We start from the raw sequence: 19,822 nt of genomic DNA, 5'->3' as shown, positions 1-19,822 counted from the left end.
TAACCACCCCGGGCATCGCACCTAGAATCGACCTATGCCCGCTGGCGAATCGTTCTACATCACCACGCCCATCTACTACCCGTCCGACGTGCCGCACATCGGCCACGGGTACACGTCGGTGGCGGTCGACACGCTCGCGCGGTGGCACCGCCAGGCCGGGGACGACACCTGGATGCTGACGGGCACCGACGAACACGGCCAGAAGATGCTGCGCGCCGCGGCGGCGAACGACGTCACGCCGCAGGAGTGGGTCGACAAGCTCGTCAGCGAGAGCTGGTTCCCGCTGCTGAAGACGCTCGACGTCGCGAACGACGACTTCATCCGCACGACGCAGGAGCGGCACGAGACGAACGTGCAGACGTTCTTCCAGCGCCTGTACGACCGCGGCTACATCTACGCCGGCGAATACGAGGCCCTGTACTGCGTGGGCTGCGAGGAGTTCAAGCCCGAGTCGGAGATCGTCGACGGCACCGGCCCCTTCGAGGGGCTGAAGGTCTGCGCCATCCACTCGAAGCCTCTCGAGCTGCTGCAGGAGAAGAACTACTTCTTCAAGCTCAGCGAGTTCCAGGGGCGCCTGCTGGAGCTCTACCGCACGCAACCCGACTTCGTGCGCCCCGACTCCGCGCGCAACGAGGTGGTCTCCTTCGTCAGCCAGGGCCTCAAGGATCTCTCGATCTCGCGCTCGACCTTCGACTGGGGCATCCCGCTGCCGTGGGACGAGTCGCACGTCATCTACGTGTGGGTCGACGCGCTGCTGAACTACGCGACGGCCGTCGGTTACGGCTCCGACGACGAGACCTTCGCCCGCCGCTGGCCGGCGTATCACGTGGTGGGCAAAGACATCCTGCGCTTCCACGCGGTGATCTGGCCGGCGCTGCTGATGGCGGCGGGCGTCGAGGTGCCGAAGGGCGTGTTCGCCCACGGCTGGCTGCTGGTCGGCGGCGAGAAGATGTCGAAGTCGAAGCTCACCGGCATCGCGCCGACCGAGATCACCGACGTCTTCGGCTCCGACGCGTACCGCTACTACTTCCTCTCCGCGATCGCCTTCGGTCAAGACGGCTCGTTCTCGTGGGAGGACCTGTCGGCGCGGTACCAGTCCGAGCTGGCGAACGGCTTCGGGAACCTCGCATCACGGACGACCGCGATGATCGACAAGTACTTCGACGGCATCGTGCCGCCCGCCGACGAGTACACCGAGCAGGACCTCGCGATCCAGAACGTCGTCGCGGATGCCGCGGCGAAGGCCGACGCGGCGATCGAGCTGTTCCGCATCGACGAGGCCATCGCCGCGATCTGGACCATCGTCGACGCCCTCAACGGCTACATCACCGAGAACGAGCCGTGGGCTCTGGCGCGCGACGAGGCGCAGCGTGCACGTCTCGGCACGGTGCTGTACACCTGCGCCGAAGGTCTGCGGGCCCTCGCCGTGCTGCTGTCGCCGGTGATGCCGCAGTCGACGGAGAAGCTGTGGGAGGCACTGGGTGCCGGTGACGGACTGGGCCGCCTCCAGGACCAGCCGATCCGTGAGGCGGGCGTCTGGGGTGCCCTGCGCCCGGGGACGAGCGTCAACGGGCTCGCCCCCCTGTTCCCGCGGGTCGAGTCGACCGCCTGAGTCATGCCAGACACCTACGTGCAGCGACGAGACGGCGACGGGCGCAAGGATCTGAGATATCCCGCTGCCCCCGAGCCGCTCGCGGTGCCCGTGTACGACAACCACGCGCACCTCGAGATCGTCGACGGTGATGAGCCGCTGTCACTGACCGAGCAGCTCGATCGCGCCGGAGCCGTCGGCATCGCGGGTGTCGTGCAGGCCTCGGGCGACATCGAATCGTCGCGATGGGCAGTGAAGGCCGCGGCATCCGATCGTCGCGTCCTGGCGGCTGTCGCGATCCATCCGAACGACGCCCCGACGTACGCCGAGGCCGGTCGCCTCGACGAGGCGATCGCCGTGATCGACGAACTCGCCGCGCATCCCCGTGCGCGGGCGATCGGCGAGACGGGTCTCGATTTCTTCCGCACGGAGCCTGACCGTCGCGGGCCGCAGCACGAGTCGTTCGAGGCGCACATCGCGCTGGCGAAGAAGCACGGCATCGCGATGCAGATCCACGACCGCGACGCGCACGACGCGGTTCTCGAGACGTTGAGCCGCGTCGGCGCGCCCGAGCGGACCGTCTTCCACTGCTTCTCGGGCGACGATGCCATGGCGAGGATCTGCGCCGACGCCGGCTACTACCTGTCGTTCGCCGGCAACGTCACGTTCAAGAACGCCCAGAACCTGCGCGATGCGGTGAAGGTGACGCCGCTCGATCGCCTCCTCGTCGAGACCGACGCGCCGTTCCTCACGCCCGTTCCCCTGCGCGGTCGCCCCAACGCGCCCTATCTGGTGCCGATCACCGTGCGCTTCCTGGCCGCCGAACTCGAGCTCGACGTCGACGAGCTCTCGGCCCGGCTCGCCGCCAACACGCTCCGGGTCTACGGGCCGTTCGACGACTGAGGGCCGTCTACACGGCGATCGTCGTCCACCACTCCGTCCACTGCGCCTCGAGCTGCGAGCGGCGGGTGTCGTCGACGTCGTACAGGCTCAACAGCGCCATCCCGACGCTCTTCGCCGGGTCGTGGCTGAGCACGAGCAGCCCGTCTCCCCAGTCGTCGACGACGAGGCCGAGCTGATGCTCCGACCGGAAATGCACACGTCCCCGGCGGGCGCCGTCGGGGAGGTCGAGTTCGTACTCCTCTTCGGGCACGAGGTCCCCGGCGCCCAGGACCGCCGCGGGTGAGGCGCTCACCGGCCCGGCGAGGAACACGGTGCGGCGGGCGTCGCGCGGATGCCGCTCGACCGCGAACCGCAGCTGCTGAAGGAACGTGATCCATCCCTCGGTGATCTCGTCGTAGTAGCCTGCCCACTCCGGATCGTCGCTCGGCGCCGCGCGGGTCAGAGTGACCTGCGTGCCGCCGTCGACCGCCTCGATGTCGACCCGGTCATCGCCGTTCAGCAGGATGCCCCGCTCGTCGGTCTCGACATCGGTGAAGTAGATGAGCTCGATCTCCTGTTCGAGTCCGCCGTCCGGCCCTCCCTCGAACTCCCACCCGTGCCAGTGACGGATGCGCTCCCTGTCGCGCAGAGCATCCCAGACCTCGCTGGGCGGTGCGGCGATCGTGACCCGGATCTCGGGGGTGTCAGACATCGGTTCCTCCTTCATGCGTGGGTGTTCTGGGGCTCGGGTGCGCTCCGGCGATCAGCCGGTACGGTCGGCCGTCCGGCGCGTCGAAGGCCTCCACGGCGCGGCGAACGGCGTCGGTCAGGGCTTCGGCGAATCGATGGAGGTCTCCCGGCTCGGCGAATCGCACCTCCGATTCGATCGTGAAGGTGAGCAGTCGCTGCCCGGCCTCGTCGGCGGCCGCCTGCATGCGCGCGACCTCGCGCACGGTGCTGGCGGCGACGTCGACGAGGTGCTCGGCGGCGTAGTCGTCCTGGATGGCGGCGAACGCGCTGCCGACCACGCCCGGGTCGACGAGGAGCCGATCGTGACTCGCGCGGAACACGCGCTCCGTGAAACCGCGGCGCTGCCGCTCTTCGACGAGCTCGACCAGGCCGGCCTTCTCGAGCTCCTTGAGGTGGTAGTTGACCCGCTGGCGCGGCGCGGACATGGCCTCGGCCAGCCCGCTCGCGGAGAGCGGCTCGCGCAGGAGCTCCAGCATCCTCCGCCGGAGCGGCGACAGCGCCGCCCGCACGACGTCGGGTTCGTCCAGATACCTCATCCCGCCATGATGCAATGGAAAAGAAAAACTGTCAATAACGGCGGCCCGAGGGGTGTGGGAGAGAATGGAGCCATGACCGTCACGCTGCTCGGCGCCACCGAGATCCGCCGCCTCGCCGCCGAGCTCGATGTGACCCCGACGAAGAAGCTCGGCCAGAACTTCGTCGTCGACGCCAACACGGTTCGCAAGATCGTGCAGGCCGCGGGGGTGCGACCCGGAGAGCGCGTGGTCGAGGTCGGACCGGGGCTCGGCTCGCTCACGCTGGCGATCCTCGAAGCGGGAGCGTCGGTCACCGCCGTCGAGATCGACCACCGCCTGGCGGCGCGGCTCGAGCAGACGGCGACGGAGCACGGCGTGCCGGCCGGCCGCTTGACCGTCGTCGACGCCGACGCGCTGCGCATCACCGAGTTGCCGGGCGAGCCCACGGTGCTCGTCGCGAACCTGCCGTACAACGTCTCCGTTCCCGTGCTGCTGCACTTCCTCGAGAGCTTTCCGTATCTGAAGCGGGGCGTCGTGATGGTGCAGGCCGAGGTGGCCGAGCGGCTCGCGGCCCGCCCTGGCTCGAAGATCTACGGCTCGCCGAGCGTGAAGGCGGCCTGGTACGGCGAGTGGCGGCTCACCGGGAACGTCTCGCGTCAGGTGTTCTGGCCTGTCCCGAACGTCGACAGCCTGCTGGTCGGCTTCGATCGGTCGGAAGGGGAGCGCGGCGGTGAGGACGAGCGGAAGCGGACCTTCCGGATCGTGGATGCCGCCTTCAACCAGCGCCGCAAGATGCTGCGGCAGGCGCTGTCGGGCATGTTCGGCGGTTCCGCCGCGGCATCCGAGGTCCTGACCGCCGCCGGCGTCGCGCCGACGTCGCGGGGCGAGGATCTCACGGTCGACGACTATCAGCGCATCGCTCAGCACGCAACCGCGATCGACGATGTGGCCTCAGGGGCTAATCTGTCACGGTGACCGACTCCCCGCGCTTCCGCCCCGATGTTCCCGAGCTGCACCGACCGTACACGGCCGACGAGAGCAGGTACGAACAGTTCGACTACCGCCAGGTCGGCACCTCGGGCCTGTACCTGCCGCCGATCTCGCTGGGACTGTGGTGGAACTTCGGCGACAACATCCCGCTCGACAACCAGCGCGCGCTGCTGCGGCATGCGTTCGACCGCGGCATCACCCACTTCGATCTGGCCAACAACTACGGCCCGCCCTACGGGTCGGCCGAGAAGAACTTCGGCCGCATCTTCGCCGAGGACTTCCGCCCCTACCGCGACGAGCTGATCATCTCTTCGAAGGCCGGGTGGGACATGTGGCCGGGGCCGTACGGCGACTTCGCCAGTCGGAAGTACATCCTGGCCAGCGCCGAGCAGTCGCTCACCCGCATGGGGCTCGATCACGTCGACATCTTCTACTCGCACCGTGCCGATCCGGTCACCCCGGTCGCCGAGACGGTCGCGGCGCTCGACACCCTCGTGCGGCAGGGCAAGGCGCTCTACGTCGGCATCTCGTCGTACGGTGCCGAGCGGACCGCCGAGGCGGTGGCGGTCGCCCGGGAGCTGGGCACGCCCCTGGTCATCCACCAGCCCTCGTACTCGATCCTGAACCGCTGGATCGAGGACGGACTCACCGAGACGCTGGAGTCGTCGGGGCTCGGGGCGATCGCCTTCACACCGCTGGCGCAGGGACTGCTCACCGACAAGTACCTCGGCGACGGCACCGCGGAGCGTGCTCAGAAGCGAGGCTCGCTGCCCGACGGCCGCCTCAGCGACGAGGCGCTCGACACCCTGCGGTCGTTGAACGAGATCGCCCGGGGGCGCGGGCAGTCGCTCGCCCAGCTCGCCCTGCAGTGGACGCTGCGCAGTCCCGTGGTCGCCTCGGCGCTGATCGGCGCGTCCCGTCCGGAGCAGCTCGACGAGAACATCGCCGCGGTGAACGGCCCCGCCTTCAGCGACGACGAGCTCGCGCGCATCGACGAGCTCGCCGGATCCATCGACGTGAACCTGTGGGCGAACTCGTCGGACGTGTGACCCGACCATGAGCCTCGCCGCGTCCGCCGGAACCGTGCACGTGCGCGCACCGGGGAAGATCAACGTCTATCTCGGTGTCGGCGGGCGGCATGACGACGGCTATCACGCCCTGGCGACCGTGTTCCAGGCGGTCTCGCTCTACGAAGACGTGATCGCGCGGCATGCGGACGACTTCTCGATCACGGTCAGCGGCGTCGACGACGTCGGATCGGTCCCCCTCGACGACCGCAACCTCGCCATGCGGGCGGCGAAGCTGCTCGCCGCCGCGACGGAGTACGACGGGGGAGTCGCGCTCGAGATCCGCAAGAACGTGCCCGTGGCCGGCGGGATGGGCGGCGGATCGGCGGATGCCGCGGCCGCGCTCGTGGCGTGCGACGCGCTGTGGGGCACCGGGCTCTCACCCGCGCGCCTCCACGATCTGGCCGCGCGACTGGGCGCCGACGTCCCCTTCGCGCTGCACGGCGGCACGGCGGTCGGCACGGGACGCGGCGACCAGCTCAATCCGGCTCTCGCCCGGGGCCGGCTCGACTGGGTCCTCGTGACGAGCGAGGAGGGTCTTTCGACCCCCGTGGTGTACGACCGGCTCGACCGGCTCCGCGAACAGCGGGGCGCCCTCGCCGACGACCCGCCCCTGTCGCTCGACGTTCCGATCCCGGTGCTCCAGGCGCTCCGCTCCGGCGACGCTGCGCAGCTCGCCATGACCCTGCTCAACGATCTGCAGGAGGCGGCGGTCTACGAGCGACCCGATCTCGACGCGGCGATCCGGCAGGGAGTCGACGCGGGCGCCCTCGCCGGGATCGTCTCGGGATCCGGCCCGACCGTCGCCCTGCTGTGCACGGGGCCGGAGGGCGCGCAGGATGTGCAGTCCGTCCTGCGCGACGCCGGCCTCGACCCGCTCCACGTGCACGGGCCGGTTCCGGGCGCCCGCATCATCTCCTGACGCCTGCGCGTCCCTCCGCGGATGCACGGATGCTGTTCGGCATACATAATGAGATGACCGATGTGACCGTGCACATGCGAGGAGGCTGTGATGTCCAACGCCTCCGAGCGCGCCCGTATGCCCAGCATCCGCGACGTCGCGCGCCTGGCCGGGGTCTCGCACCAGACCGTCTCGCGCGTGCTGAACGACCATCCCAGCATCCGCCCTGAGACCAAGGCGAAGGTCCTCGACGCCATCTCGGTGCTCGACTACCGTCCGAATCTCGCGGCGCGCGCCCTCGTGACCAGCAGGTCGAACATGCTGGGCATCCTCTCGGCGACGATCGGCGAGTTCGGCCCGACCGCGTCGATCGCCGGGATCGAGGATGCCGCGCGGGAGGAGGGCTACTCGGTGTCGACGCTGAACCTGCCGGCGACGACGCCCGAGGCCATCGGCAACGCCGTCCGCCAGCTGGCCAGGGAGCAGGTCGACGGCATCGTGGTGCTCGCGCCGCAGGTCCGGGTGTTCCACGTGCTGCGGGGGATGTCGCTGGACATGCCGTTCGTCAACCTGCAGACCGCGTCGGGATCGGACGGGGTGAGTCTCTCCGCCGACCAGGTCGCGGGAGCGCGGGCGGCGACCGAGCACCTGATCTCCCTCGGCCACAGCGACATCCTCCACCTCGCCGGACCGCAGGACTGGATCGAGGCGGAATCGCGCATGCGCGGATATCTCGACGGTCTGCGCGAGGCCGACCTGCCGACGTTCCCGCCGATCCGCGGCGATTGGACGGCCGATTTCGGCTATTTCGCGGGTCAGGAACTGTCGAGGCGCCGCGACTTCACCGCCGTGTTCGCCGCCAACGACCTCATGGCGATCGGCCTGATGCACGGCTTCCGCGACGCGGGCGTCCGCGTGCCGCACGACGTCAGCGTCATCGGCTTCGACGATATCCCCGTGGCGGCGCACGTGGCCCCCACCCTCAGCACGGTGCATCAGGACTTCCCGGAGCTCGGCCGCCGGGCGGTGCGGATCCTGCTCGCGCAGATCCGGGGCGAGGAGGTCCCGGAGTTCGGTCCGCTGAAGACGCTGCTGCGTGCGCGCGAGTCTGCCGCATCACGGTAGCGACACGAAATCCGCGCCCGGACTTGACACAGGTGCGTCCGGCGGGGACGATGTAATCCAATGTGAACGGTCACATCGAAGGTGACCGCACGTCCGCAAGGAAAGATTCGTGAGCACCACAGCAACGATGCCGACAGTGTCAGGCCCCATCCTGGAGATGCGGAACATCACCAAGGAGTTCCCGGGGGTCAAGGCTCTCGCCGACGTCTCGATCACCGTCCGGGCCGCCGAGATCCACGCCATCTGCGGCGAGAACGGCGCCGGCAAGTCGACTCTCATGAAGGTCCTCTCCGGGGTGTACCCCTACGGGAGCTACGACGGCGAGATCCTGCTCTACGGCGAGGAGCAGCGCTTCAAGGACATCGTCGCGAGCGAGCAGGCCGGCATCGCGATCATCCACCAGGAGCTCGCCCTCATCCCCGAGCTGTCGATCACCGAGAACATCTTCCTGGGCAACGAGATCCGCCGCTTCGGCCGGATCGACTGGCAGGCGCAGAAGCAGCGGGCGACCGAGCTGCTCGCCCGCGTGGGCCTGAACGAAGACCCCGACGTGGCGATCAAGACGCTCGGTGTGGGCAAGCAGCAGCTCATCGAGATCGCCAAGGCGCTCAACAAGGACGTCCGGCTGCTCATCCTCGACGAGCCGACCGCCGCGCTCAATGAGAACGACTCGCAGCACCTGCTCGATCTGATCCTCGGACTCAAGGCCAAGGGCATCGCGTCGATCATGATCAGCCACAAGCTGAACGAGATCGAGCAGATCGCCGACGAGATCACGATCATCCGCGACGGCCGCACCGTCGAGACGCTCGACATCTCGCGCGGCGAGATCAACGAGGATCGCATCATCCGCGGCATGGTCGGCCGGTCGCTGGAGAGTCGCTATCCCGACCGCACCCCCGACATCGGCGAGGTCTTCTTCGAGGTCAAGGACTGGTGGGTGCAGCATCCGACGGTCACCGAGCGCATGGTCGTCAAGGGCTCGAACCTGAACGTGCGCCGCGGCGAGGTCGTCGGCATCGCCGGGCTCATGGGCGCGGGGCGCACCGAGTTCGCGATGAGCATCTTCGGCCGCTCCTACGGCACGTACCTCTCGGGCACCATGATGAAGGACGGCCAGGAGGTCGTGCTGCCCGATGTCGCCTCAGCGATCCGGCACGGCCTCGCCTATGTGAGCGAGGACCGCAAGGTGCTCGGCCTCAATCTGCTCGACACCATCAAGCGCTCGGTCGTCTCGGCGAAGCTCTCGAAGATCTCGCACAACGGCGTCGTCGATGCGCGTGAGGAGTTCTCCGTCGCCGACGACTACCGCAAGGCCCTGCGCATCAAGACGCCGTCGGTCGAGGAGGGCGTCGGGAAGCTCTCCGGCGGCAACCAGCAGAAGGTCGTGCTGGCGAAGTGGATGTTCACCGACCCAGACCTGCTGATCCTCGACGAGCCGACCCGTGGGATCGACGTCGGCGCCAAGTACGAGATCTACGCGATCATCAACCAGCTCGCCGCACAGGGCAAGGGCGTCATCGTGATCTCCAGCGAACTGCCGGAGCTGCTGGGCATCTCGGATCGCATCTACACCGTCTTCGAAGGTCGGGTCACCGACTGCATCCCGGCCGATCAGGCGACACCCGAGGCCCTCATGCGCAGCATGACCTCCGCGACCCAGAAAGCATCCGCATGACCACCGAATCCACCCCCGCCAAGAGCGGATTCCACTTCAAGGACATCACGAAGATGTTCGGCGGCGGCGGCACATCGACGCTGCGTCAGTTCGGCATCCTCGGCAGCCTCATCGTCATCATCGTGCTGTTCGAGATCCTGACGCTGCTGCGCAACGGCCCGAGCGGCGCGACGCTCACATCGGGCAACCTGATCAACGTCATCAACCAGTACTCGTTCATCCTGATCCTGGCCATCGGCATGGTGATGGTGATCATCATGGGCCACATCGACCTCTCGGTCGGGTCGGTCGCCGCGCTCACCGGCATCATCGTCGCGAAGTCCATGGCGGAGTGGAACCTCCCCTGGCCGCTCGCGATCCTGCTCGGTCTGGGCGTGGGTGCCGCCGTGGGCGCCTGGCAGGGGTTCTGGGTCGCCTACGTCGGCGTGCCCGCCTTCATCGTGACGCTGGCCGGCATGCTGCTCTTCCGCGGCATGCAGCAGTGGATCGGCGACGCGCAGACCATCCCGGTGCCCAAGGGCTTCCAGATCATCGGAACGGGCTACCTGCCGGAGATCGGCCTCCCGCTGCCGTTCAACATCCCGACCATGCTCCTCGCCCTGGCCGCCGTCGCCTGGCTCGTCTTCTGGGAGATCCGCACCCGTCGTGTGCAGCGCAAGATGGGCTCGGACCGCGCACCCCTCTGGGTGAGCGTCACGAAGGTCGTGCTGCTTTCGATCGTCGTGCTCGTCGCTGCCTGGATGTTCGCGACCGGCCGGCCCGGCACGAGCTTCCCTGTTCCCGGCCTGATCCTGCTCGCGCTCGTCATCATCTATACCTTCATCACGAGCAACACCGTGTTCGGTCGCCACATCTACGCGGTCGGCGGCAACCGGCAGGCCGCGCGCCTGTCGGGTGTCAAGGATCGCTGGGTCGACTTCTTCGTGATGATGAACATGTCCGTGCTGGCAGCACTCGCCGGCATGATCTTCGTCGCCCGCTCCCAGGCCTCGGGCCCGAACGACGGCACCGGCTGGGAGCTCGACGCCATCGCCTCGGTCTTCATCGGTGGCGCCGCGGTCGCCGGCGGCATCGGCACCGTGATCGGATCGATCATCGGTGGTCTGGTGATGGCGTTCCTCAACAACGGACTCGCGCTGCTCGGCCAGGGCGCCGACGTCGTCTCGATGGTCAAGGGCGTCGTGCTCCTGTTCGCAGTGGGCATCGACGTCTGGAACAAGCAGCAGGGCCGCCCCTCGCTGATCGGCTTCATGACCCGCCGGTTCGGCCGCAAGGAGGATCCTGCGCTGCAGACCTTCGAGCCCAACAAGACCTACCAAGCCCCACCCGTCGACAAGACGAGCGGACAGTAGGGGTCGCATCGCGTTCGCACGCGTGAGACGACCTTCACACACCAGAGAAAGAGATCACATGAAGAAGATTCTTCTGACGGCGACAGCGCTCGTCGCCGTGGGCGCCCTCGCCCTCACCGGCTGCTCGTCGGAGCGGGGTGGCGACACCGGCTCGGGATCGGAGGAGGAGTCCTCGAAGGGCTTCGCCGCCGACGCCACGATCGGCGTCGCGCTTCCGGACAAGACGTCGGAGAACTGGGTCCTCGCGGGCAAGCTGTTCGAGGACGGTCTGGCCGAGGCCGGCTTCAAGGCCGACGTGCAGTACGCTCCGGCGTCGAACACGGTCGCCGAGCAGCAGAACCAGATCCAGGCGATGGTCACGAACGGCGCCAAGGTCATCATCATCGGTGCCAAGGACGGCAAGCAGCTGGCGACGCAGGTGCAGGCGGCTCACGACGCCGGCGCGACCGTGATCGCGTACGACCGTCTGATCGAGAACACCGACGCGGTCGACTACTACGCCGCGTTCGACAACTTCAAGGTCGGCAACCTGCAGGGCCAGGCCCTGCTCGACGGTCTCGCCGAGCGTGCCGGCCACGAGGCTCCGTACAACATCGAGCTCTTCTCGGGCTCGCCGGACGACGCGAACTCGGCGGTCTTCTTCGACGGCGCCATGGAGGTGCTGCAGCCGAAGATCGACGACGGCACGCTGAAGGTCGTCTCGGGTCAGACCGAGATCGCCCAGACCGCGACCGAGGGCTGGCTCGCCGAGAACGCGCAGAACCGCATGGACACCATCCTGACCGGCTCGTACAGCGGTGACACGGTGCTCGACGGTGTGCTGTCGCCGAACGACACGCTGGCACGCGCCATCATCACCTCGGTGCAGCAGGCCGGCAAGCCGGTCCCGGTCGTCACCGGCCAGGACTCCGAGGTCGAGTCGGTGAAGTCGATCATGGAGGGCATCCAGTACTCCACCATCAACAAGGACACCACGCTGCTCGTCGAGCAGGCGATCAAGATGGTCCAGCAGCTGCAGAAGGGCGAAGAGGTCGACGTCAACGACACCGAGTCGTACGACAACGGATCGAAGATCGTTCCGGCGTACTTGCTCGACCCGGTCATCGTCACCAAGGAGAACGCGGCCGAGGCCTACGCCAACGTCCCGAACCTCCTGGAGATCGTGAAGTCCTACGAGTAAGCAGCGCACTCATCACGCGAGCCGTCCGTCCCTTCGGGGGCGGGCGGCTCGCTCGCGTGCGGGACCCGATGGCGATGGGAGGAGAACTCCGCATGGGGAGGACTCCGGCGCCGCGAGCATCCGCCCATCGCCGAGAACCCGCCCATGGCGGCACCGTGCCCTCCGCAGCCGCGACTACCCTGGAAGGCGACATGGCACATCTTCTCGGGGCCGAGGGCCTGCATCTCGAATTTCCGACCAGGGTCGTCTTCGACTCCGTGACCCTCGGGATCGAGGAGGGCGACCGCATCGGCATCGTCGGTCGCAACGGCGACGGCAAGTCGAGCCTCCTCAGGATGCTCGCGGGCATCACGGAACCGAACGCCGGACGCGTGACCGTGCGCGGCGGCACCCGCATCGGCGTCCTGGACCAGGCGGACAGCCTCGCCGACGACCTGACGATCGGGGAGGCCGTGGTGGGCGACACCCCCGAGTACGAGTGGGCGGGCGACGCCCGTACCCGCGACGTGATCGAGGGGCTGCTGAGCGACCTGCCGTGGGAGGCCGAGATCGGGTCGCTCAGCGGAGGCCAGCGGCGCCGTGTGTCGCTGGCGAAGCTGCTCGTCGGCGACTGGGACGTCATCGCCCTCGACGAGCCCACCAACCACCTCGACGTCGAGGCCATCACCTGGCTGGCCGGGCACCTCAAGAAGCGCTGGTCGGCGAACTCCGGGGCGCTCCTGGTCGTCACCCACGACCGGTGGTTCCTCGACGAGGTCTGCACCGAGACCTGGGAGGTGCACGACCGCATCGTCGAGCCCTTCGAGGGCGGGTATGCGGCCTACATCCTGCAGCGCGTCGAACGCGACCGCATGGCCGCCGCCACCGAGGCGAAGCGCCAGAACCTCGCCCGGAAGGAGCTCGCCTGGCTCCGCCGAGGCGCACCCGCCCGCACCGCCAAGCCGAAGTTCCGCATCGACGCGGCGAACGAGCTGATCGCCGACGTTCCCGAGATACGCGACAAGGTCTCGCTGCAGTCGCTGGCGGTCTCCCGCCTCGGCAAGGACGTCGTCGACCTGCTCGATGTGAGCGTGACGTATCCGACGGCCGAGGCCGGCGAGAAGACCGTCCTCCGCGATGTCGAGTGGCGCATCGCGCCGGGGGAGCGCACCGGCATCCTCGGGGTGAACGGCGCCGGCAAGTCCACCCTCCTCGGTCTCATCTCGGGCACCGTCGAGCCGACCGTCGGACGGGTCAAGCGCGGCAAGACGGTGAAGGTGCAGACCCTCACCCAGCGCCTCGACGAACTCGAGCCGTACCGGAACGACCCCGTCCGCGTCGTCGTCTCGGGCCTTCGAACCTCGTACACGATGGGCCCTTCGACAGGCTCAGGAACTCAGGCCAAGCAGCAGGAGCTCACGCCCGGTCAGCTGCTGGAGCGCCTCGGCTTCGACTCGGCGCAGCTCTCGACCCCGGTCAAGGACCTCTCCGGAGGCCAGCAGCGCCGCCTGCAGCTGCTGCTCGTGCTGCTCGACCAGCCGAACGTGCTGATCCTCGACGAGCCCACCAACGACCTCGACACCGACATGCTCGCAGCCATCGAGGATCTTCTGGACACGTGGTCGGGCACGCTCCTGGTCGTCTCGCACGACCGGTACTTCCTCGAGCGGGTCACCGACCAGCAGTACGCGATCCTCGACGGGCGCCTGCGGCACCTGCCCGGCGGCGTCGACGAGTATCTGCGTCTGCGTCAGCTGCAGGATGCCGCCCCCGACGCATCCGCCGCGCCGACACCCGCCGTCACCGCGAAGGGCCTCGACGGTGCCGCCCTGCGCACCGCGCAGAAGGAGGTCGCCGCTCTCGAGCGCCGCATCCAGAAGCTGACGCAGCAGGTGGATGCCGCCAAGCACGCCCTCGCCGAGCACGATCAGTCCGACTACGCGGGCCTGGGGGAGAAGATGAAGGCGATCACCGCGCAGGAGGGCGAGATCGAGGAGCTCGAGCTGCGCTGGTTCGAGCTCTCCGAGCAGATCGGCTGAACGCGCAGCGTCGGCGACGGAGGCGCGCGACCCCTCACGGCGGGCGATGACCGCGACGATCGGACGGTGGTCGGCGACCAGTCTTCTCGATGCGGATGCGCGGAACCTGACCGTTCGTGCCCGCGGAGGAATATCCTTCACTCAGCGCTGTTGGGAGGTAGGGATGGAAGGCCTCGAAGTAACCGTCCTGCTCGGACTCACGATTCTCGTCGGAACCCTGATCGCCCCGCGCGTGCGTCTCGCCCTGCCCCTCGTCCTCGTCATCTTCGGTCTGCTCCTCGGCTTCGTGCCCGAGCTCCGCGAAGTGCAGCTGCCGCCGGAGACGGTGCTGCTGCTGTTCCTGCCGGTCATCCTGTTCTGGGAGAGCCTGACCACCTCGCTGCGGTCGATCCGCCGCGACTTCCGCTACATCCTGCCGATGAGCACGCTGCTGGTCGTGGCGTCCGCGTTCGCCGTGGCCGGCGTCGGCGTGCTGTTCGGAATGCCGTGGGAGATCGCGCTCATCCTCGGAGCCGCCGTGGCCCCGCCCGACGCCACGGCGGTCGCAGCCCTCGGCCGCCTGCTCCCGCAGCGGATGTTCATGAAGCTGAAGGCCGAGAGCCTCACGAACGACGGCACGGCGCTCGTGCTGTACGCGATCGCGGTGTCGCTCGCTGTGGGCGGCCAGGTCACCCCGCTCTCGGTCACGGGTGAGGTCGCCATGTCGTACGTCGGCGGCATCCTCGCGGGAGTCGCCGTCGCGGCGGTCGCGTACCTGCTGCTGCGTCGCACGGCCCGCACCATCGTCATCAACGTGACGCTGCTGCTCGTGCCGTTCTCGGCGTTCCTCGTGGCGGAGCTCGTGCACGCGTCCGGTGTGCTCGCCGTCGTCGTCGCCGGACTCATCGTCGCCTACGTCTCGCCGCGGGTCACGACCGCATCGTCGCGGCGCCAGGCGGATGCCGCGTGGCCGTTCGGCGTCTTCCTGCTCAACGGCGCGCTGTTCGTGCTGATCGGCCTCGAGGTCCAGTACGTCGTGCATGAGGTCTCGGGGGCGGCGATCGGTCGCCTCGTGCTCATCGCGCTCGCCGTCTGGGTCACCCTGCTCGTCGTTCGCTACCTCTTCCAGCTGATGAACGCGCCCTTCCAGCGGCGACCGGCGACGCCACCTCCTCGCGGAGCGCGGGCGCGCGCGCGAGCCGTCTCGACCGTCGCCGGGATGCGCGGAGCGGTGTCGCTCGCCATCGCGCTCTCCGTGCCCGCCTCGGTTCCCGGCGGGGGCATCGCCGCGGGGCGCGACGAGATCGTGTTCGTGACCGCCGGCGTGATCCTGCTCAGCCTTCTCGGGCAGGCGCCGTTCCTGCCGGCTCTGGTGCGCTGGGCACGGTTCCCGGTCGATCACGCCGAGGACGAGGAGTACGAGCTCGCCGAGCGCGCCATCTCCGGAGCCGCGCTCGCGGCGATCGACGACCTCGCCGCAGAGCACGGCATCGGGCAGGAGGTGCGCGACCGCGTGCGCGCCGAGGGCTACCAGATGCTCGAGTACGCGAACGCGCGAACGCTCGCCCGGGAGCAGGCACTCGTCGACGAGGCCGCCGACGCCCTGGATGAGATGCTCGACGAACCGGATCCGCTCGGCGCCGGCACCGAACCGAGCAGCGCCGACCTGCCCACCGTGCCCCGGGCAGACGGCGACACGGGTGACGGTCCGATGCTGCAGATGCTCGCGACGTCGACCGATGTCGACCTCGCCCAGCGGTCCCCCCTGGTGCGGCACGAGGAGCACACGCGGCTCAAGCTCGCCCTCATCGATCGCAAGCGCGAGGTGCTGCTCGGGCTCCGCGGCCGAGGCACGGTGGACGACGTGGTCGTGCGTCGCATCTCGGCCCGGCTCGACCTCGAACAGGTGCGTCTCCAGGGCATCGAAGAGTTCGACTGAGTCCATCAAAACGGCTGTGACGCCGTGTGACGGCGCGATTCCGCGCGCTCTCGCGAGCCTGCCTAACGTATTCAGGTCCCCCCAGAGAGGAAACCCTTCGCATGTCTCGACGCACAACGTCTGTCCTCGCCGCGCTCGCCGCGGTCCCGCTCTTCGTCGCCCTCGCCGGGTGCGCCACCGGCTCGTCGGATGCCGGCTCCGGCGGTGACTCCGGCGGGGACGAGGTCGTGAAGATCGGCGTCGTCGGCAAGGGCGATGCGCAGTGGGAGCCGTTCGTCGAGGCCGCCGCCGAGGAGGGCATCACCGTCGAGCTGGTCGACTTCGGATCGTACGAGCAGCCGAACCCGGCGCTCACCGAGGGCGAGGTCGACCTCAATCAGTTCCAGCACATCGTCTACCTCGCGCAGTACAACGTCGCGTCGGGCTCCGACCTCACGCCCGTCGGCTCGACCGCGATCTACCCGCTCGGCCTGTACTCGCAGAAATACGACGACGTCGACGACATCCCCGAGGGCGAGACCGTCGCCGTTCCCGATGACGCGTCGAACCAGGCACGCGCCCTGCTCGTGCTGCAGTCGGCCGGTCTCATCGAGCTCAAGAGCGGCGGCACGATCTTCTCCGACATCGCCGACATCGACACCGGCAAGTCCAAGGTCAAGGTCACGGCACTCGAAGCCGCGCTCACACCCACCTCACTGCCCGACGTCGCCGCCGCCATCATCAACAACGACTTCGTCGAGGACGCCGGTCTGACCTTCGACGACGCGATCGCGCAGGACGATCCGGAAGACCCCAACGCCCTGCCGTACGTGAACATCTTCGCGGCGCGCGCCGACGACGCCGAAAACGAGACGTACCTCAAGCTCGTGGAGATCTTCCAGACGAACGAGGACGTGCAGGCGGGTCTGCTCGAGTCGTCGGGCGACACCGCGGTGCCGCTCCGCACGCCGGTCGAAGACCTCGTCGACTCGCTCGCCACGGTCGAGAAGGACACCGAAGACAACCAGTGAGCGCGGCGGGGTCATCCCCGCCGGTGCGAGAGAATCGGGTGACGCGATCGCGTCGCCCGATTCTCCTTTCCGCCGAGAACCAGACCGGAGCAGCCCATGCCCATCGTCACGCTGACGAACGTCACCAAGACGTATGCGTCTCGCACCCGCGGCGACGCCGAGATCGTGGCCGTCGACGACGTCTCCCTCTCGATCGATAAGGGCGACGTCTTCGGCATCATCGGCTACTCCGGTGCGGGCAAGTCGACGCTCGTCCGCCTGATCAACGCCCTGGAGCCCGCGACGAGCGGCACCATCACCGTCGACGGCACCGACATCACGGCTCTCAAGGAGAGCGAGCTGCGTCGGGTGCGCGGCGGCATCGGCATGATCTTCCAGCAGTTCAACCTGTTCGCCTCCCGCAGCGTGAGGGCGAACATCGCCTACCCGCTGAAGCTCGCCGGCTGGTCGAAGGCCGACACCGAGGCGCGCGTCGAGGAGCTGCTCCGCTTCGTCGGACTCTCCGACAAGGCCAAGGCGTTCCCCGAGCAGCTGTCCGGCGGCCAGAAGCAGCGCGTCGGCATCGCCCGTGCGCTCGCGACGAAGCCGGCCATCCTCCTCGCCGACGAGGCCACGAGCGCGCTCGATCCGCAGACCACGCACGAGGTGCTCGATCTGCTCAAGCGCGTCAACGAGGAGCAGGGCGTGACGATCGTCGTCATCACGCACGAGATGGACGTCATCCAGACCATCGCCACGAAGGTCGCCGTGATGGAGGCCGGTAGGGTGATCGAGCAGGGCGACGTGTTCGATGTCTTCTCGGCTCCGCAGAACCCGGCATCCCAGCGGTTCGTCGGCACCGTGGTCAAGGGCGTCCCCTCGCCCGCCGAGCTCGCCGTGCTGCGCGAGCGCCACCGGGGGCGTCTGGTCACCTTCTCGTTCCGCGACGGCGACTCGTCGCAGGCGCAGGTGTTCCTCGATCTCGCCGGAGCCGGCCTCGATTTCGAGCTCGTCTACGGCGGCATCAACGACATCCGCGGCCGCGCCTTCGGCCACCTCACCCTCGCCATCCGCGGCGAGGAGTCGGCGATCGACCGTGCTCTGTCGGCGATCGGCGACCGCGTCGACGTGACCGAGATCGCTCTAGAGGAGGCTCGCTGATGGATCGCCTGAACGAACTGTGGCCCGAGTTCTGGACCGCCGCGCTCGAGACGCTGTACATGACCTCGTTCGCCCTCGTGCTGGGCGGCATCCTGGGCCTGGCCATCGGCATCGTGCTCTACGTCACGCGTCCCGGAGGCCTGCTGCAGAACGCCGCCGTGTCGGCGGTGGCGAACCTCGCGGTCAACTTCTTCCGCCCGATCCCGTTCGTGCTGTTCGTCGCCGTGGCGCAGCCGTTCGCGCGAGCCGTCGTCGGCTCGGGCATCGGCACCACCGCCGGAGCCTTCCTCATCGGCCTCGCCGCGGCGTTCGCGATCGGCCGCATCGTCGAGCAGCATCTCGTGTCGGTGTCGCCAGGAGTGATCGAAGCCGCACGCGCGATGGGTGCGGGTCCCTGGCGCATCCTCTTCACGGTGGCCATCCCGGAGTCGCTCGGTCCGCTCATCCTCGGGTACACGTTCATCGTCGTCGCTCTCATCGACATGACGGCGATGGCCGGTCTCATCGGCGGCGGCGGACTCGGCGCCTTCGCGCAGATCTACGGCTTCCGGCAGTTCGAGCCCATCGTGATGTGGGTCGCGATCGTGCTCATCGTCGTGTTCGTGCATCTGGTGCAGCTGCTGGGTGCCCGCCTGGCCCGCAGGATCATGCGCCGCTGACCCTTCGACAGGCTCAGGGACCCAGAGATCGACAGGCTCAGGGACCCAGAGATCGACAGGCTCAGGGACCCAGAGATCGACAGGCTCAGGGGCCCTTCGACAGGCTCAGGGGCCCGGAGGCCTCTCGGCCAGTGTGCGTCGCGTCGTGAACACACGGTCCTCGCCGCTGAGCGGATCGACGAAGCGCAGCTCGCGGGCCAGCAGCTGCAGCGGTCGGGTGTGATCGTCGGGCGCCTCGGGCTGCAGAACCGGGTAGAACCCGTCGTGGAGGATGCCGAGGCCGACGGCCGCGAGATGCACGCGCAGCTGATGCATCTTCCCGCTGTGCGGCCGCAGCAGGGTGTGCACGACGCGCTCGTCGGCGGCGAGCAGCTCGATGAGCGTCTCGGAGTTGGGCTCCCTGTGATCGTCGACCTGCACGGTCACCTCGCCCCGGCGCTTCTCGATGTGAGTGCGGTACACGAGGGGGAACGCGGTCGAGTCCCACGTCGACGGTCGGGGCGACACCGCCTCGTACACCTTCTCCACCGTCCGGTTCTGGAACAGCAGCTGGTAGGCGCCGCGGGTCGCGGGTCGCGTCGAGAACATCAGCAGGCCGGCCGTCGCCCGGTCGAGGCGGTGGATCGGTGCGAGGTCGGGGTTGTCCACGAGGTTGCGCAGCCGCACCAGAGCGGAGTTCTGCACGAACTTCCCACCGGGGGTCGTGGGGAGGAAGTGCGGCTTGTCGATCACGACGAGATGATCGTCGTGGTGCAGCACCTCGATGTCGAACGGGATCGGCGTCTCCTGCGGCGGTTCGCGGTAGTACCAGATGAACTCCTCCGCACCGAGGGGGGCGTCGCGCGCGACCGCCGACCCGTCGCGGGCGACGATCTCGCCGCGGTCGAAGCGCTGGCGCAGGCGTTCGGGGTCGAGATGCGCGAAGCGCTCCACCATGTACGCCGCGATCGTCGGCCACGGACCGCTCGAGGGCAGGTGGAGGCGGGTGGCCCCCACGCCGTCGCGCACGGGGAGCGGCGAGGCCATGGCCATCAGCGCCACCCCGC

17 protein-coding genes are annotated in these 19,822 nt (G+C 68.6%); 14 read left to right on the top strand and 3 right to left on the bottom strand.

What is annotated here, in order from left to right:
* The first annotated feature begins 34 nt into the window (after positions 1–34).
* Positions 35–1,612 (top strand): methionine--tRNA ligase, encoded by a 1,578-nt coding sequence (gene metG, locus AB3M90_RS15750; protein ID WP_412953728.1) that lies wholly within the window; start codon positions 35–37, stop codon positions 1,610–1,612.
* Between the two features lie 3 nt (positions 1,613–1,615).
* Positions 1,616–2,494, top strand: coding sequence for a TatD family hydrolase (locus tag AB3M90_RS15745; RefSeq protein ID WP_412953725.1), 879 nt, complete (start codon positions 1,616–1,618; stop codon positions 2,492–2,494).
* A 7-nt stretch (positions 2,495–2,501) separates the two neighbouring features.
* Here AB3M90_RS15745 and AB3M90_RS15740 read toward each other — a convergent pair whose 3' ends face one another.
* Both AB3M90_RS15740 and AB3M90_RS15735 read right to left on the bottom strand, forming a co-directional pair.
* Entirely contained in the window at positions 2,502–3,185 is a 684-nt protein-coding gene (locus AB3M90_RS15740) for an SRPBCC family protein (RefSeq protein ID WP_412953723.1), read from the bottom strand.
* The gene (locus tag AB3M90_RS15735) at positions 3,178–3,759 is read right to left on the bottom strand and encodes a helix-turn-helix domain-containing protein (RefSeq protein ID WP_412953721.1); all 582 of its coding nucleotides are present in this window, start codon (positions 3,757–3,759) and stop codon (positions 3,178–3,180) included. The genes AB3M90_RS15740 and AB3M90_RS15735 overlap by 8 nt, the downstream gene beginning before the upstream one ends.
* Before the next feature lie 72 nt (positions 3,760–3,831).
* On the opposite strand from AB3M90_RS15735, the gene rsmA reads away from it, so the two are divergent.
* The 12 genes from rsmA to AB3M90_RS15675 all read left to right on the top strand — a co-directional run bounded on the left by rsmA (position 3,832) and on the right by AB3M90_RS15675 (position 18,776).
* On the top strand, positions 3,832–4,713 hold the full coding sequence (gene rsmA, locus AB3M90_RS15730) for a 16S rRNA (adenine(1518)-N(6)/adenine(1519)-N(6))-dimethyltransferase RsmA (protein WP_412953719.1): 882 nt from the start codon (positions 3,832–3,834) through the stop codon (positions 4,711–4,713).
* Positions 4,710–5,777, top strand: coding sequence for an L-glyceraldehyde 3-phosphate reductase (mgrA, locus tag AB3M90_RS15725; RefSeq protein ID WP_412953717.1), 1,068 nt, complete (start codon positions 4,710–4,712; stop codon positions 5,775–5,777). Before rsmA ends, mgrA begins: the two co-directional genes overlap by 4 nt.
* Positions 5,778–5,784: 7 nt before the next feature.
* Entirely contained in the window at positions 5,785–6,717 is a 933-nt protein-coding gene (locus tag AB3M90_RS15720; protein WP_412953715.1) for a 4-(cytidine 5'-diphospho)-2-C-methyl-D-erythritol kinase, read from the top strand.
* A gap of 90 nt (positions 6,718–6,807) precedes the next feature.
* Positions 6,808–7,821, top strand: a complete 1,014-nt coding sequence (locus tag AB3M90_RS15715; RefSeq protein WP_412953713.1) for a LacI family DNA-binding transcriptional regulator — start codon at positions 6,808–6,810, stop codon at positions 7,819–7,821.
* A gap of 127 nt (positions 7,822–7,948) precedes the next feature.
* The gene (gene mmsA / locus AB3M90_RS15710; RefSeq protein ID WP_412953892.1) at positions 7,949–9,499 is read left to right on the top strand and encodes a multiple monosaccharide ABC transporter ATP-binding protein; all 1,551 of its coding nucleotides are present in this window, start codon (positions 7,949–7,951) and stop codon (positions 9,497–9,499) included.
* Complete coding sequence (mmsB, locus tag AB3M90_RS15705; protein WP_412953711.1) at positions 9,496–10,851, top strand: multiple monosaccharide ABC transporter permease; 1,356 nt, start codon at positions 9,496–9,498, stop codon at positions 10,849–10,851. Before mmsA ends, mmsB begins: the two co-directional genes overlap by 4 nt.
* 58 nt (positions 10,852–10,909) lie before the next feature.
* On the top strand, positions 10,910–12,031 hold the full coding sequence (locus AB3M90_RS15700) for a substrate-binding domain-containing protein (RefSeq protein ID WP_412953709.1): 1,122 nt from the start codon (positions 10,910–10,912) through the stop codon (positions 12,029–12,031).
* 191 nt (positions 12,032–12,222) lie between these two features.
* Positions 12,223–14,049: an ABC-F family ATP-binding cassette domain-containing protein gene (locus AB3M90_RS15695; RefSeq protein ID WP_412953706.1), complete on the top strand. Its 1,827-nt coding sequence runs from the start codon at positions 12,223–12,225 to the stop codon at positions 14,047–14,049.
* A 163-nt stretch (positions 14,050–14,212) separates the two neighbouring features.
* The gene (locus AB3M90_RS15690; protein WP_412953704.1) at positions 14,213–15,967 is read left to right on the top strand and encodes a Na+/H+ antiporter; all 1,755 of its coding nucleotides are present in this window, start codon (positions 14,213–14,215) and stop codon (positions 15,965–15,967) included.
* A gap of 101 nt (positions 15,968–16,068) precedes the next feature.
* The gene (locus AB3M90_RS15685; protein WP_412953702.1) at positions 16,069–16,977 is read left to right on the top strand and encodes a MetQ/NlpA family ABC transporter substrate-binding protein; all 909 of its coding nucleotides are present in this window, start codon (positions 16,069–16,071) and stop codon (positions 16,975–16,977) included.
* Between the two features lie 96 nt (positions 16,978–17,073).
* Entirely contained in the window at positions 17,074–18,117 is a 1,044-nt protein-coding gene (locus tag AB3M90_RS15680; RefSeq protein WP_412953700.1) for a methionine ABC transporter ATP-binding protein, read from the top strand.
* Positions 18,117–18,776: a methionine ABC transporter permease gene (locus AB3M90_RS15675; RefSeq protein WP_412953698.1), complete on the top strand. Its 660-nt coding sequence runs from the start codon at positions 18,117–18,119 to the stop codon at positions 18,774–18,776. Before AB3M90_RS15680 ends, AB3M90_RS15675 begins: the two co-directional genes overlap by 1 nt.
* Before the next feature lie 105 nt (positions 18,777–18,881).
* Here AB3M90_RS15675 and AB3M90_RS15670 read toward each other — a convergent pair whose 3' ends face one another.
* The gene (locus AB3M90_RS15670; protein ID WP_412953696.1) at positions 18,882–19,808 is read right to left on the bottom strand and encodes a pseudouridine synthase; all 927 of its coding nucleotides are present in this window, start codon (positions 19,806–19,808) and stop codon (positions 18,882–18,884) included.
* Positions 19,809–19,822 lie beyond the last annotated feature (14 nt).

The organism is Microbacterium martis (assembly GCF_047246685.1).
In the GTDB taxonomy this organism is placed as follows: Bacteria; Actinomycetota; Actinomycetes; order Actinomycetales; family Microbacteriaceae; genus Microbacterium.
This window is presented reverse-complemented; position numbering and strand designations above follow the sequence as displayed.